Origin of the sequence: Parasphingorhabdus sp. DH2-15, assembly GCF_051668705.1 — a bacterium.
Lineage (GTDB): Bacteria > Pseudomonadota > Alphaproteobacteria > Sphingomonadales > Sphingomonadaceae > Alterisphingorhabdus.
Genome location: NZ_CP196351.1, coordinates 923,249 through 938,149, shown reverse-complemented (window position 1 = coordinate 938,149; position 14,901 = coordinate 923,249). Strand labels below are relative to the sequence as shown.

11 protein-coding genes are annotated in these 14,901 nt (G+C 49.7%); 8 read left to right on the top strand and 3 right to left on the bottom strand.

Annotation, left to right across the window (positions count from 1 at the left end; translation table 11 throughout):
* Positions 1 to 75 precede the first annotated feature (75 nt).
* Together ACR9YC_RS04350 and ACR9YC_RS04345 are read right to left on the bottom strand one after the other, a co-directional pair.
* On the bottom strand, positions 76 to 2,622 hold the full coding sequence (locus ACR9YC_RS04350; RefSeq protein WP_438730366.1) for a penicillin-binding protein 1A: 2,547 nt from the start codon (positions 2,620 to 2,622) through the stop codon (positions 76 to 78).
* A 123-nt stretch (positions 2,623 to 2,745) separates the two neighbouring features.
* Entirely contained in the window at positions 2,746 to 3,984 is a 1,239-nt protein-coding gene (locus ACR9YC_RS04345; protein ID WP_438730363.1) for an N-acetylmuramoyl-L-alanine amidase, read from the bottom strand.
* Positions 3,985 to 4,350: 366 nt separating this feature from the next.
* On the opposite strand from ACR9YC_RS04345, the gene ACR9YC_RS04340 reads away from it, so the two are divergent.
* Both ACR9YC_RS04340 and ACR9YC_RS04335 read left to right on the top strand, forming a co-directional pair.
* Positions 4,351 to 4,620: a hypothetical protein gene (locus tag ACR9YC_RS04340; protein WP_438730360.1), complete on the top strand. Its 270-nt coding sequence runs from the start codon at positions 4,351 to 4,353 to the stop codon at positions 4,618 to 4,620.
* Positions 4,620 to 7,340: an Rne/Rng family ribonuclease gene (locus ACR9YC_RS04335; protein WP_438730357.1), complete on the top strand. Its 2,721-nt coding sequence runs from the start codon at positions 4,620 to 4,622 to the stop codon at positions 7,338 to 7,340. Before ACR9YC_RS04340 ends, ACR9YC_RS04335 begins: the two co-directional genes overlap by 1 nt.
* A gap of 81 nt (positions 7,341 to 7,421) precedes the next feature.
* On the opposite strand, the gene ACR9YC_RS04330 is transcribed toward ACR9YC_RS04335, so the two are convergent.
* Positions 7,422 to 8,912, bottom strand: a complete 1,491-nt coding sequence (locus tag ACR9YC_RS04330) for a hypothetical protein (RefSeq protein WP_438730354.1) — start codon at positions 8,910 to 8,912, stop codon at positions 7,422 to 7,424.
* A gap of 200 nt (positions 8,913 to 9,112) precedes the next feature.
* Here ACR9YC_RS04330 and ACR9YC_RS04325 point away from each other — a divergent pair, with 200 nt between their 5' ends.
* From ACR9YC_RS04325 to ACR9YC_RS04300, 6 genes are all read left to right on the top strand, one after another.
* Positions 9,113 to 10,150, top strand: a complete 1,038-nt coding sequence (locus tag ACR9YC_RS04325; protein WP_438730352.1) for a D-alanine--D-alanine ligase family protein — start codon at positions 9,113 to 9,115, stop codon at positions 10,148 to 10,150.
* A gap of 135 nt (positions 10,151 to 10,285) precedes the next feature.
* The gene (locus ACR9YC_RS04320) at positions 10,286 to 11,071 is read left to right on the top strand and encodes a succinate dehydrogenase iron-sulfur subunit (protein WP_438730349.1); all 786 of its coding nucleotides are present in this window, start codon (positions 10,286 to 10,288) and stop codon (positions 11,069 to 11,071) included.
* A 45-nt stretch (positions 11,072 to 11,116) separates the two neighbouring features.
* Complete coding sequence (locus tag ACR9YC_RS04315; RefSeq protein WP_438730346.1) at positions 11,117 to 11,626, top strand: PaaI family thioesterase; 510 nt, start codon at positions 11,117 to 11,119, stop codon at positions 11,624 to 11,626.
* Positions 11,623 to 12,735 carry a cell division protein ZapE gene (gene zapE, locus ACR9YC_RS04310; protein ID WP_438730343.1) on the top strand — a complete coding sequence of 371 codons (1,113 nt, stop codon included), beginning with the start codon at positions 11,623 to 11,625 and terminating at the stop codon, positions 12,733 to 12,735. The genes ACR9YC_RS04315 and zapE overlap by 4 nt, the downstream gene beginning before the upstream one ends.
* Before the next feature lie 240 nt (positions 12,736 to 12,975).
* The gene (gene mdh, locus ACR9YC_RS04305; RefSeq protein ID WP_438730340.1) at positions 12,976 to 13,938 is read left to right on the top strand and encodes a malate dehydrogenase; all 963 of its coding nucleotides are present in this window, start codon (positions 12,976 to 12,978) and stop codon (positions 13,936 to 13,938) included.
* 188 nt (positions 13,939 to 14,126) lie between these two features.
* Complete coding sequence (locus ACR9YC_RS04300; RefSeq protein WP_438730338.1) at positions 14,127 to 14,891, top strand: FkbM family methyltransferase; 765 nt, start codon at positions 14,127 to 14,129, stop codon at positions 14,889 to 14,891.
* The last annotated feature ends 10 nt before the right edge of the window (positions 14,892 to 14,901 follow it).

Sequence of the window (14,901 nt, the reverse complement as noted above, 5' to 3'; positions counted from 1 at the left end):
AAGGCAGGCCGTTGCCAAAATCATTATACTATCGATTGGACTGTATAACCAAACCGCAATGCTATGGCATCGTGCCTAGTAAATGCCGCCTTGATCTTGCAGGAAGTCATTATCGTTTCTTGGCCTGCGCTCCCTTTGCCGTCGAACCTGAGCTGGCCGCGCCTTAGGCGCCGTTTCCTTGACATCTTCCGCCCGTACAGAGCGTTTTGGTTCGGTTTCAGGTTTAAAAGCCTCCCAAATGACAGCTGATTTAGGATCATCGCTTGGCCATTGGCCAAAGACACGGCGACCGGAGCGTCTTTCAATGCGCACCATGCGGATACCCTTTGGCGCAATGAATGGCCGTGCGGGCATTTTGGGCAAAACCTTCTGAGCAAATTGCTTGAATATCGGGGCAGCGACTGTACCACCCTGCGCATAACCACCCATATTTTGCGGTTGATCATATCCCAGATAAACACCGGCTACGATGTCTGGCGTGCCACCAACAAACCACACATTGGTTGAGCTTGTGGTTGTTCCTGTCTTGCCAAATAATGGCCGGTTCAAATCCCGCAAGTTCTGCGCTGTGCCGCGCAGCACGACACCAGTCATCATATGTACGGTCTGGAAAGCGGTCATCGGGTCCATCGCCTGTTTGCCCACGGGTTTCAAACGTGGCATCGGCTTGCCATCATATTGGACCATATTACAGCCTTCGCACACACGCTTGTCAGCGCGGTAGATAACTTTGCCGGCGCGATCCTGAACATAGTCGATAACAGTCGGGGTCAATTCGCGCCCTTGGTTGACCAATATGGAATAAGCATTGGTCATTTTTTCAACTGTTGTCTCACCAGCACCCAATGCATAAGAGAAATAGGGTTGGTAGCTGCCGATGCCGACATTTTTGATAGTCTTCACAACATTGGGCATGCCCGCATCATTTGCGGCGCGTACTGTCATCAAATTTCGCGATTGCTCCAGTCCCCAGCGCATAGTCTGTGCACCGGCACCGCGTGAACCGCCAAAGTTGCGGAAACATTTCCGTTCACCGGTAGAGCCATCATAGACGCAAAATTTGTCATCAACAATTTGTGAAGCCGGGGTCAAACCTTGATCCAGAGCAGTCGCGTAAACAAATGGCTTGATCGTAGAGCCAGGTTGACGTTCTGCCTGAGTAGCACGGTTGAATGTGCTGATACGGCTGTCAAAACCGCCCTGCATGGCCAATATACGCCCACTATGTGGACTTTGCACAACCATGCCGCCTGACACCTTGGGAATATTGCGCAAAGCAAAAACATTGTCACCACGCTCCGGTGCAACTGCAATAATCTGTCCTGCAGCCAATGAGTTAAAAGCACTGCCTCCGCCGCGTTTGGTCATACTCGCCGCCCAGCGCGGCAATATGCCTGTTTCACCATTGGCAAAACCAATGCTGGCCTGTGCGCCCTCTTTACCAAGGACAACTGCAACACGCCAATTTCTATAATTTACGCCAATATTTGTTGAATCCAAACGGCGCGCCCATTTTTCATCCATCTCAATAGTGTTGATAGGGCCGGACCAGCCTTTGCCACGATCATAACGCAACATACCGCTGCGCAATGCCTCAGTTGTCTCTTGCTGGATTTCACGATCAATTGATGTTCTGACCCATAGGCCACCTGCATAAACACTATATGGGTTGCGGCCCTCATCTGCCGTTTCACCATAGCGTTCTATCAATTGGCGGCGGACTTCTTCGATAAAATATCCGCCAATAGGTTCATAGCTTACTGTTTTTCTAGTCTTCGTCCCCAAAGGCGCAGCCCGTGCATCGGTCATTTCTTTTTCATTGATAAAGCCGTTGCGCTGCATTTCACCCAGCACATAATTGCGGCGCTCAATCGCACGATCATAATCTTTCTCGGGTCGGTAATTGTTCGGCCCTTTAGGAAGTATCGCCAGATAAGCAGCTTCCGGCAATGTCAGCGCATCAACATCTTTTTGGAAATATGCCTGCGATGCAGCCTGCACACCATAGGCGTTCCTGCCTAAGAATATTTCATTGAGATAGATTTCGAGAATTTCTTCTTTCGATAAAACATCCTCAATCCGATAGGCCAAAATAGCCTCACGGATTTTACGGGTTACCGAATATTCATCACCAACCAGCAGGTTCTTCGCCACTTGCTGCGTAATTGTCGAACCACCTTTGGCACGGCGGCCACTGCCCAATTTGGTCACATAATCGATGACAGCGCCTGCAACACCTGGATAATCTAGGCCATCATGATCAAAAAAGGTTTTGTCCTCAGCCGCCAAATAGGCGTCAATCAGCTGTTGCGGATAATCATTATATTCCAGCTGCACACGCCGATCACGCGCAAAGCTCTGCACAATATCTCCATCATAACCGCGCACCATTGTCGGCACTGGCGGATCATAATCGAGCAATGTTTCCGCAGATGGTAAGCCGCGCGCAAAAATGACCCAGAAAATCGCAATCGCCACCCAGAATGCGATGAAGAGATATGTCAGCCAACGTACCCACCAGCGTGCCCATGAGCGCGCCAGAAAAGCACCAGCGCCTCCTGCATCGCGGCGCAAACGATAGGCAAACCCGTTGCCTGAATCTGGTGAAGCGGTATCATTCATAAAATAGGCATCTAGCACAGCCAAATTATGAAGTGCCAGCCTGAATAAGAACTGACTATGGAAAATTACGATTTAAAACGTGATTTACAGCAGATATCGGAAGATTATCCGAACCACATCCTCTCAGCGCAAAGCAAGTTGCCGCGCAAAATAAACTGTCACAGCATCAGCTACAGAATCGGCTATCTGATTTTGCCCTGCCCTTGATGACAATCGAGACACATCTTTTGCATTGGTAAGATAACCCGTTTCCAGAAGGATGGATGGCACGTCAGGCGCTTTTAAGACAACGAAAGATGCGAAGCGATGCGAATATGTGCGGAAATTCATTCTGCCATCGCCTTCTCGCAACAGCAATTTTGCGAAGTCCGAAGAGAGATTCATTGTTTCGCGCTGGCGCAAGTCGATCAAAATGGGGCTGATATTCGGGTCGGCACCGCTCAGATCAAGCCCGCGAATGACATCCGATTTATTCTCACGGGCCGCCAATTTCGCGGTTTCGCGGTCAGATGCCACTTCGGATAATGTGTAGACTGTCGCGCCTTTTGCTGCCTCACTGCCTGCGGAATCTGCATGAACAGAGATAAACAGATCGGCATTTAAACGGCGTGCTATGGAATAGCGCTCGGTCAAAACCAGATATTTATCATCATCACGCGTTAGGGCGACTCTGACCCGACCAGTCGCTAGCAGCTGATCACGAATGCGCTTGGCAATCGCCAGAGTAATGTCCTTTTCGCGCTTACCTCCATGCGGGCTGATTGCACCAGGATCATGGCCGCCATGACCTGCGTCAATAACCACTAATGGCTTGTTTTTGTTATTCCCGCCTAGGATATTCGGCAAGCCAATTTGCTTCTTAGCCTTTGGGAGGCGAACGCTTACACTATATGGTTTACGCACTTTTTTCGCTGCGAACCCTGCAGGAGGCTGAAAAAGTTGATTGAGTGAGATATTTGCGCGCTGGCCGCCAACTAGCGGCGCAAGTGCCAAGTGCAATGCGCGGCCATCAGATGAGAAATAGCCAGATTTTACAGCGGTTGGCGCGCTCATATCCAGCACGATACGCGCTGTATCGGGCGCGAATTGAGCAACGCGAATCTTTGACACCATATTGTTGCGTGCATAGCTGCCATTGCTTTGCGGGCTGCCCTGAGAGCGCGTATTGACCCCTTTGTGCAAAGTGCCACCCTCGATATCGATGGCAATTCTGTCCGGGCCGGACAAAGTCAAAGTTTTTGCACCCACGACAATATCATCAAATGTTATGACGACTTTAGAACCATCAACATTGATGTCGCGCACATGCGCGGCGTTCGCCAAAGAGCTGGCCAACATGAACAATAGGGTCGTGAACATCATCACAATATGTTTGTAATGCCGCAAAAGGCCTGTGATGGTCCAGTCCAAAATTATGATTGAGAGTTTGCGTTTCAACATGATGAAACGGGAATTAAGGATAGACAGGTAAAATCCTGTCAAACGTTCTGGTTAACAGCGAATTCACCGTAATTTTTTCAAATCGCATCTCATGCGGCAAATGTGCTGACAAATATGTCTCTAATAATGCACGGTGATTGAGCGAGCATTTGCTTGTCATTTATGTTGCTGTTGCGCAACTTAGCTGCTAGCCCAAACGTAGAAGCAAAACTTATCAGCATATTATATGCGCAGTTTCTGCCTTCTAAATTCGCTACCTTCCGCCAGCCGGAAGGATATTACAGGTTGATGCTGAATGAACTTTATGGCCATTTCCTCGCCCTCATGTCCGCAAGCGGTCATGCAGCAGGCGAATATTGCGCCCCGCGGCAAAAGCGTCGCAAAGTTCATTCAGACAGACACAAGCAGCCATCTCCAGATGGATGGCATTCACTTTACTTTTCCAACACTATCAATGGTGATGAAACGCGGCCCTGCCCATTTCATCGCCCCAACAACAAGACCGTCAATGATCCAGCGCGTGTTTACCGCGCCCTCACTGACGCGGAGAAACCATAATGACGACGCGTATGCTGATCGATGCGCGCCACCAGGAAGAAACCCGGGTGGCGGTGCTCAAAGGAAACCGGATTGAAGAGTTTGATTTCGAGTCTGCTGAACATAAGCAGATAAAAGGCAATATATATCTGGCCAAGGTAACAAGGGTCGAACCCTCCTTACAGGCTGCATTTGTAGATTATGGCGGCAATCGCCATGGCTTTCTTGCCTTTTCCGAAATCCACCCCGATTATTACCAGATACCCAAAGAAGACCGCGAAAAACTGCTTGCTGAAGAAGCCGAGCATGCTGCGGAAGAAGCCGCTTTGCGTGCCGAGGAAGAAGAAAGCGGTGATTCATCATCTGATGATGACGATGATGAGAACCGTTCTTTTGCAGATGAGTTGGCCGAAGATCACGGCATGCTCGACGAAAAAGCCGAAAAAGCGCTGAGCGAACCCAAAACCGCCGTCCGTCCTGATGACGATGATGATGACGATAGTGACGAAGACGGCGACACTGATGATAATACTGGCGAAGATAATGGTGATGACGAATCATCTGATGAAGCTGGCGATAATAAAGGCCGCTCGCGTGGTGGTCGTCGCGGCAAAGGACGCCATCGTCGCCGCGGAAAAAATGGTGGCAAGAGTGCCGGTAAAGCCAGCGATGAAGTGCGCCGCAAACGAATGGCCCTGCGCCGCCGCTACAAAATACAGGATGTGATCCACCGTCGTCAGGTTTTGCTGGTACAAGTGGTTAAAGAAGAGCGCGGCAATAAAGGCGCGGCTTTAAGCTCTTATCTTTCACTGGCCGGTCGCTATTGCGTACTTATGCCCAATAGCTCCCATGGCGGAGGCATTAGCCGCAAAATCTCCAGCGCGAGTGACCGCAAACGTCTGAAGTCCATCATATCAGATATGAACCTGCCTGCGACCATGGGCTGCATTGTTCGTACAGCCGGTCTGTCGCGCACCAAGACAGAGATTAAACGCGACTTTGATTATCTCGCACGTCTGTGGGATGAAATTCGCGAAAAAACGCTCAAAGCCTCTGCACCGGAAAAGATCCATAGTGACAGCGATCTGATCAAACGCGCCATTCGCGATATTTATAATCGTGAAATTGAAGAAGTGTTTGTCGAAGGCAATGACGGATATCGCGCGGCAAAAGACTTTATGAAATTGCTGATGCCCAGCCATGCACGGCGGGTTAAGCAATATGTGAACCCCACACCATTGTTCCAATTCTATGGTGCTGAGGAACAGCTCAACGCCATGTATGACCCTGTCGTACAGCTAAAATCGGGTGGTTATCTGGTCATCAATCCAACCGAAGCACTGGTGTCCATCGACATTAACTCCGGTCGCTCAACCCGCGAACATGGTATCGAGGCAACCGCTGTCAGCACCAATTTGGAAGCTGCTCGTGAAATCGCCCGTCAATTACGCCTGCGCGATATGGCCGGCCTTGTGGTCATCGACTTTATCGATATGGAGCGCGGCGGCAATATCCGCAAAGTTGAGAAAGAGATGCGCGATGCGCTGAAATCCGATCGCGCACGCATTCAGGTAGGCCGCATTTCCGGCTTTGGTCTTATGGAAATGAGCCGTCAGCGCCTCCGTACGGGCGTGCTGGAAGCATCAACCAGAGTCTGCCCGCATTGTGACGGCACAGGTCTGGTCAGGACAGCATCATCTTCCGGTCTTGCTGCGCTCAGACTTTTGGAAGAAGAAGCCGCCAAGGGTAAAGGCAATATGCTGACTCTGCGCACCAGTCAGGAAGCAACGATTTATGTTCTGAACAATAAGCGTTCCGGGCTAAACGAAATTGAAAGCCGCTATGGCGTTACCATACAGGTGCTGCCAAATGGCGATCATGAAGGTGCCAAAATGACAGTTGATGTCAGTGGCGGCAAACCACAATTCCGCGAAGATACTGTCGCACAACTTGCTGCGCCTGATATCAGCGACGATCCAGACGATGCTCAGGATGATATTGAGCATGAAGAAGAGAAGAGCGACAAGCCGAAACGTCGCCGCCGTCGTCGTGGCCGTCGCAACCGCAAAAACCCGGATCAAGTTGCTGATAATGGCAATGCGGATGGCAATGACGATAATGATAGCGAAAACGCTGGATCACCAGAAGGAACTGACGAGGCAAAGGCTGAAACAGAAACCTCTGATGAGAAGCCAAAGCGCCAAAGACGCCGTCGTCGCAAGGCTGATGACGATAATGCTGATACACCAAAGGATTCTGCAAAAGAGTCTTATGATGGTGCGAATGCAGCTGCGGACGCAGAAGCTGAAGCACCAAAGACTGATGCTGTAGATACTGCGGAAGAAAAGCCGAAACGCACACGCCGCAAACGAACACCAAAGGCCGAATCTGAAAAAGCCGAAGCGGCTGCTTCAGAAGAAGCAGTTGAAGAGAAACCGAAGCGCACGCGCCGCAAGGCTGCACCTAAAGCTTCAAAGGCTGAGGAAACGACCGAGGCAAATGTTGCTACGGATGGTGCTGATACGGCAGAAGAAAAACCGGCAGAGAAACCAAAACGTGCGCCGCGTAAGCCACGCAAAAAGGCAGACACTGCGGCCAAATCAGATGATCTAAAGACAGAAGCTCCGGCTGAAGGTGCCAGCGATAAGCCGGCTCCAAAGAGCGAAACATCGGATGATACAAAATCAGAAGACACTGGACCAAGCCGCAAAGGCTGGTGGCAGCGCACATTTGGCAATTAAGTCGAACCTTATTATCTAACAAAACGCCCGGCACAGTGATGTGACCGGGCGTTTTTGATTCAAGCGAAGATGCGCTTTAGTTTACTTAGCTTCTTGTAAAACTTCGATGCTGTGCAGAGCTTTTTTATAGGCTGAAATAATAGACGCTCCATCAGCAGACAATTTTTTATCGCGCTCAATTTGCGGTAATTGCGCTAATGAAGAGACTTGCGGCATCGACAAAGCGATACGCAATGTCCCGTTATAGCCCCGATCTCCGCATGACCGGCAGCGCACCGGTTGACCCAGTCGCACATCATATCGGGTCATAGCCAGATGGATGTCTGATGCGTGTTGGAATGTGATGACATCCACGCGGCCTTGGTCATCGCCCAAAAGCCCGGGCGAAGCGTTAAGATCAAACGTCACCATGGTCTGCATTTCCACTGGATACGTAGCAGGCAATGATACCTCGTCTGCTGCATGAGACAGAATACGATGACCGCCAATCTGGCTAATCACATGGTTCGCCATTGATTGAAAACCATCAATAACATTACGCACCTGATCAATATGCAGGCTTTGGAAGCGTTCAAGCTCGAAAAGTGACGCGGCTAGGCGCAGGGCAAGCCCAAGATTGGCGCGATCAGCCAATATGTCTCTTCCCGGCCAGTATTCAGGAAATTCTGCTCGGCAAAATAACTGAGCAAAACCACTGGGCATATACGTTATGGCTTCGGCCAAAGGTGCGGGGCAGATAGCAAAGCCATTAAAGGGTGGCCCACCCATAAATTTCGAACCTGTCATCATGACCAGAATATCGCGATCAAGATAGGATTGCAGGGCTTTACTGGTAATCCGCGCCTGACAAGCATCGACCACAAAAGTGATTTTGTCGCCATAAAGCTGCATCAGATAATCAATGTCATTAAGCTGCGGTAATATCAGTCCGGTTTTGGAACCATGCACAATATGCACCAAAGGGCGCTTACCTTCGGCCAATGCTTCGTCAATACGCGCGATCAGATGTTCTGTTATCCATTGGCTATCATGCGCTTGCCCCTGCTGATTGCGCACGGGGATTTCACTGACAGTAATGCGGGGCAAGCCTTCCACAATTTGCGCTTTTTCCGTTGATACGCCCAGAGCTGTCTCATCAGCGAAATATTGGCCTGCCGCACTAAAAATGCATCCACTGCCCACCTCATCCGCACCTAGCAATATATTATGTACGGGTGACTGATCAGCGCCAATTGCTGACAAAAGGGCGATAAATTCTAAATCTGTGCCTGATGGAGCAAAGACGATTTTGCTATCCGCAGGCAGATTATATGCAACACGTAATTTGTCACGCAATTGCTCTAGCAACGCCATATATTCTGCACTGCTTATCTCACCAGCTGCGATCTGCATTGCATAATGGTTGCTCAGATAATCATAAGCCTTTGCACTAATGTCATTGGCTGTTGTCGAGGCATAGGTAATGGTATCGCGCGGAAAAGGCGATGCCAAATATTTGTTTACATCGCTGCTCTCATCAATGGTAATTCTCGCATCACCACCAGTGGCCAGCAAACTCGCCAAGCGATCCATAGTATTTCCGCCCCCGGACAATGAATTGTGACCGTCCCTAAGGATCGCAGATGAACCGTGCAACAACAAGAATGTAACAATATGGCCATGCGCCAAAAAAATCGCAAATTGCACTTGAACCAAAACAGTATAAATGGGTTTAGAATAAGTGCCCGGGGGGGATTCTACCGGGTTTTTCCATTCTTGCTTGGAGAACTGTCTTGTCCGCTACACCTAATGCAGACTTGAAAATGGCGAACAGCGCGCAGCCGATGGTTATCGCTCCCGAAATCCGGGAAAAGTTGAAAATGCTTTTCATCGCCAAACATGCGCTGAGCGATGGCACCCCGCATGCCGAAGACGGCAACCATGCGCTTTATCATCATGAAGTGCGCACCATATTGGAAGGCCTGTTCCCAAACCTCTCCATAGCCAACAGCTATGATGCATTATTTGACAAACCGGATGTCGACTTTGTGTTTCCGCTGCTCAATCGCGGCGGATTTGTGAACAGTGAAATGTTTCTGCCCTTATTGTGCCAGCGTCTTGGTCTCCCATTCCTGGGAGCAAGCCCTATTTTGCGCGGATTGTCGGATGATAAGCATCTTAGCAAAATGGTTGCCCGTAAACGCGGTATTCCAACGGCAGATTGGGCAATTTACCGCTTCGGCGCTCCAGTAAATGAAGCGCAATGCCCGATGGCCGAACGCATGGTTATCAAACCCAATGCGTCATCGGCCAGTTGGGGCGTGCAAGATGCTGGCGACTGGGCCGGCGTCAAAGAGGCTGTTGCCAATATTCATAGCGAGGGTCACGACGCCATAGTAGAGCCGTTTTTGACCGGCAGCGATGTCGAAGTTCCCGTCATCACAATCAATAATGACCCTGTCATTATGCCGATGATGTTGTTTGAACAAGCTGATCCAGCGCATTTACGGACATATTGGGAAAAGCGCGATCTGGTTGAACGTGGGCATAAATATCAGCTGGTCGATTTTGAATGTAGTGAATTTATGAGCCCAATCGCCGAGATGACGGCAAATTTGGCACAGGAATTTATGCCATTTGATTATGGCCGCTATGAATTCCGGCTTGATTCGGAAAAAGGCGAGCTGAATTTTCTTGAGCTCAATCTTAATTGTAACCTGTGGTCAGAGAAAGTTTTTGGCCGTTCTATATTGCGTGCAGGATGGACACAAGAGCAGTTGATAGAGACAATTTGCGCGGAAAGCCTGCGCCGTAACGGCCTGACAGGTTGAGTTATATGCTTAGGCTATAGCTGCACCATCCCCCGGTTTCGCGGCGCGCAACAGAAAATACCGAAATGTCACTGGTCTTTATGACAAATTTTGCATAGAGATAGGTCAAAGAATATTATCTAACGGGGATATGAAATGGCGACGTTCACACTGCCAAAGAATAGCAAGATCAGTGGTAAGGGACAGACGCATGATGCGTCATCTGAAGCACAGAATGTGAAGTCCTTCAAAGTCTATCGCTATGACCCCGATAGCGGCGACAATCCGCGCTATGATACTTTCAAAGTTGATACTGATGAATGTGGTCCGATGGTTCTTGATGCGCTCATCAAAATGAAAAGCGAGCAAGATTCCACTCTTACATTCCGCCGCTCATGCCGCGAAGGCATTTGCGGGTCATGCTCCATGAATATCAATGGCCGCAATGGCCTTGCCTGCACCACCGCAATTGAAGATTGCAAAGGCGAAGTGCGGATTACACCATTGCCGCATATGGATGTCATTAAAGATCTGGTTCCTGATTTCACCCATTTCTATGCGCAATATGCCTCCATCAAACCATGGTTACAGACAGTAACGCCTGAGCCTGCGGGCAAAGAGAGACTGCAAAGCCCTGAAGAGCGGGAAAAGCTGGATGGACTATATGAGTGTATCTTGTGCGCATGCTGCTCAACCAGCTGCCCAAGCTATTGGTGGAACAGTGACAAGTTTCTTGGCCCTGCTATTCTGCTGCAAGCCTATCGCTGGCTGGCAGATAGCCGTGATGAAATGACGGGTGAGCGTCTTGACGAACTGGAAGATCCTTTCCGTCTCTACCGCTGTCACACCATTATGAATTGCGCCAATGTCTGCCCCAAAGGTCTTAACCCGGCCAAAGCCATTGCAGAAACCAAGAAGATGGTCGCCGAACGACAAATCTGACCCGCTGCTTTCACAGCAACATGATCAGACGGAGGCAAGGCCGAAATGCAAGATGATGTGCCATCTGATCACGATGATCACTGGTTTGTAAATGAGCCTGTAAGCGGTCATCCCGATTGGTCGATATGGGCACCGCGCGACAAAGAAAATTACAATGCCTTTTTGGGCATCATGCATGTTCGCGCAGGTGGTGATGGGCTGCCCGATGATATGGGACGTGTGCGCATGTTCCCTGAAAAACGCCATCGCAACCTTGGTGACGTGTTACATGGCGGCACGATGATGGGCTTTATTGACTGTGCACTTTTCGGCGCGATGCGGATATTACAGCTCGGCCCTGCCGCTCCGTCAGTAACCGTCGAATTGCAAACCCAATTTGTTGGTGCCGCACAAATGGACAAGTTTCTGGAAGCACGGGTTGAAGTCACCAAAGAAACTGGCAGCATGTTGTTCATGCGCGGTTTGGTGGTTCAGGGCGATAATGCCATTACGGTGGCAAGTTTCTCTGCCATCATCAAAAAAGCCCGGCCTAAACATATCAAAAGCGGCGCATGACCAGCGTTGCCATACGCTATCGTCAGCTGATCGCAGAAGGCGAGCTGAATGAAGACCGCGATCAAGCGCTCGCGATTGATAATCTCGAAAAACTGCAATTCCAACTAGAAAATGCTGCTCCAAAAGGTTCTATTATCTGGCAGGTTTTCAACAAAAAACCAGAAGCCCCCAAGGGCGTTTATATGTGGGGCGGCGTTGGGCGCGGCAAGTCTATGTTGATGGACCTTTTCTACGATAATGTGGCCATCAATAGAAAGCGGCGTGCACATTTTCACGAATTCATGCAGGATGTTCACCAACGCATACGCGAAGAGCGTAAAAAGTCTGAAGGCGACCCAATTGTCCCTGTTGCCAAAGATATGGCCGCCGAGGCAAGGTTGCTCGCTTTTGACGAGATGGTAATCAACAATAGCGCCGATGCCATGATTATGTCACGCCTCTTCACCGCGCTAATCGAAGCAGGTGTGACGATTGTGACAACGTCGAACCGCCCTCCCGAAGATTTGTATAAAGATGGGCTAAACCGCGAGCATTTCTTGCCCTTCATCGCCGCATTGCGCGAGCGGCTGCACGTTTTATCACTCAATGGACCAACAGATTATCGCCGTGACAGGCTATCCGGCAGCACAAGTTGGCATTCCCCTGCTGATGAAAAATCCACCGACGCTCTGCGCGCCATCTTTTTCCGGTTAACCGATTATTCGACTGAAGATGCCGATAATGTAAAATCTGCTGAGATCGCTTTGGCTGGCGGGAGAGTCTTACATGTGCCCAAAGCACTAAAGGGCGTAGCAGTATTTTCGTTCAAAAGACTGTGTGGAGAAGCCCGCGGTGCAGCCGACTATCTTGCCATTGCACGCCGCTTCCATAGCGTCATCATGGTCGGAATACCAAAATTGGGTCCAGAGAACCGCAATGAAGCTGCCCGTTTTGTTACGTTCATTGACGCAATTTATGAGCATAAGGTGAAGTTTTTCGCCAATGCAGATGCCATGCCGGCGCAGCTTTATGAAAGTGGCGATGGCCGATTTGAATTTGAGCGCACCATTTCACGCCTGCTGGAAATGCAATCGGAAGACTATATGGCTCTTGGCCATTGCGCGGGCTAAATCACGCAATAGGCACAGCAGAAAAGACGATCAAAAGCACAATCACCCCATATTTAATGCAAATGATTTGCAATATCTGTAAATGGCTGTTTCTGCGAGCATTTACGGTTGAAAAGGGTATGGGAAAGCCTTATTGCTTTTTTAGTTAAGCTAACAGAGTCCTCATTTCATACCCTATCGAAACTCTCATTTTTCAACACACTGGTTTCAAACCCGTCGTAAAAGCAAAAGGATGACCTTATGGCCCGCAACAAGATAGCCCTTATCGGCGCTGGCATGATTGGTGGCACACTCGCACACCTAGCTGCATCAAAAGAAATGGGCGACGTCGTCCTGTTTGATATTGCTGAGGGCATGCCGGCCGGCAAAGCGCTCGACTTATCACAGGCCGCGCCCGTTGATGGGTTTGACAGCAACCTTAAAGGCACCAATGATTATGCCGATATTGCTGGCGCAGATGTCATTATCGTTACCGCTGGTGTTGCTCGCAAGCCAGGCATGAGCCGCGATGATCTGCTGGGCATCAACCTGAAGGTTATGAAAGCGGTAGGCGAAGGCATTAAAGCCAACGCACCAGACGCATTCGTTATCTGCATCACCAACCCGCTGGACGCAATGGTTTGGGCATTGCGTGAATTTTCTGGTTTGCCGCACAATATGGTCGTTGGTATGGCTGGCGTATTGGATAGCGCCCGCTTCCGCCACTTCCTAGCTGATGAATTTAATGTCTCTGTTGAAGATGTTACGGCATTTGTTTTGGGCGGCCATGGCGATACCATGGTGCCAGTGCTCGAATACTCAACCGTTGCTGGTATTCCAGTGCCCGATTTGATCAAAATGGGCTGGTCCACACAGGAGAAGATGGACGCGATTGTTCAGCGCACACGCTCAGGCGGTGGTGAGATCGTCAAACTGCTTGGCAATGGCAGCGCTTATTATGCACCCGCAACCAGCGCGATCATGATGGCAGAGAGCTTCTTGAAAGACAAACGCCGCGTATTGCCTGCCGCCGCAAATCTGACCGGCCAATATGGCGTGGATGATCTTTATGTCGGTGTGCCGGTTATTATCGGCAAAAACGGCGTAGAGAAAATCGTTGAGATCGCGCTGAATGACGAAGCAAAAGCCAATTTCAACGTGTCAGTCGATGCGGTGAAAGAGCTGCTTGAGGCTTGTAAGACATTGGACTCAAGTTTGGCGTAAGTCAGATGGTCGCAGAATATTCTGCGGTGAATGAATAGGCAATCTGTTCGCAATATAAAGGCTGTTCCACAATAAGATGCATAGCTTATCCTCCCCTTTAGCGACCTTGAAGATGGTTGCATCGACCAATATGCGTCGTAGCGCTTTTGGTTGGGGAGTGATGACGGCTATGCATTGGGCATGGTGAAATGGCTTTGACGATGCTGAGCAAGTCGATCTTCAATGCCATAGAGGCACAGCTTTCGAAGCGGGAATATGTTGTTAAAGACCGCTTCGCGCCCATGCGCAGCTATTCCGATTTTCTGGAGCTTGTCGTCAAAGGTGGTTTTTCGCCAGCTACTGTCATTGATGTTGGTGTCGCTGACGGGACGCCATGGCTATATGACGCATTTCCAGAGGCCTATCTGGTGCTGATAGAACCGCAATCCGCATTTGCTGGCCCTATCAATGCGATGTTGGAAAAACGGTCCGGCGAATGGCATAATATTGCCGTGGGCGATAGCGAAGCGACGACAATTTTGAACGTCATGCAAAGCGCACCGAGCAGCTCCAGCCTGTTGGAGATGAGCGCAGAACATAAACAAAGCTATGCTGACAGAAATATCGACGCATCGATGGAAACAATTACTGTCAATGTAAAACGGCTTGATAGTCTGGACCATAGCCATTGGCCCAAACCCTGTTTGCTCAAAATTGATGCGGAAGGATTTGAAACACAGGTTATCAAAGGCGCGACCTCAATGCTGGATCATGTTGATATTGTGATAGCTGAGATTGCACTGAATCAGGCTTATGGCGACAATGATTTTGTTGATACGTTGAGCGCTTTCAAAGCTGCAGGATTTCATCTTTACGACATTATTGGCATGCAGGCGCGGCAACGTACTGGGCGCGTTACAATGATGGACGGAGTATTTGTGCGAGAGGGCTGCGACCCTCTTGCTTCGGTTTAACATAGTTTTC

Excerpts from the sequence above, each read along its gene's own strand:
- zapE (WP_438730343.1), top strand. The coding sequence starts at position 11,623 with ATGACCAGCGTTGCCATACGCTATCGTCAGCTGATCGCAGAAGGCGAG.
- ACR9YC_RS04330 (WP_438730354.1), bottom strand. The coding sequence starts at position 8,912 with ATGGATCGCTTGGCGAGTTTGCTGGCCACTGGTGGTGATGCGAGAATT.
- mdh (WP_438730340.1), top strand. The coding sequence starts at position 12,976 with ATGGCCCGCAACAAGATAGCCCTTATCGGCGCTGGCATGATTGGTGGC.
- ACR9YC_RS04340 (WP_438730360.1), top strand. The coding sequence starts at position 4,351 with ATGCTGAATGAACTTTATGGCCATTTCCTCGCCCTCATGTCCGCAAGC.
- ACR9YC_RS04320 (WP_438730349.1), top strand. The coding sequence starts at position 10,286 with ATGGCGACGTTCACACTGCCAAAGAATAGCAAGATCAGTGGTAAGGGA.
- ACR9YC_RS04345 (WP_438730363.1), bottom strand. The coding sequence starts at position 3,984 with ATGATGTTCACGACCCTATTGTTCATGTTGGCCAGCTCTTTGGCGAAC.
- ACR9YC_RS04300 (WP_438730338.1), top strand. The coding sequence starts at position 14,127 with ATGGCTTTGACGATGCTGAGCAAGTCGATCTTCAATGCCATAGAGGCA.
- ACR9YC_RS04335 (WP_438730357.1), top strand. The coding sequence starts at position 4,620 with ATGACGACGCGTATGCTGATCGATGCGCGCCACCAGGAAGAAACCCGG.
- ACR9YC_RS04350 (WP_438730366.1), bottom strand. The coding sequence starts at position 2,622 with ATGAATGATACCGCTTCACCAGATTCAGGCAACGGGTTTGCCTATCGT.
- ACR9YC_RS04315 (WP_438730346.1), top strand. The coding sequence starts at position 11,117 with ATGCAAGATGATGTGCCATCTGATCACGATGATCACTGGTTTGTAAAT.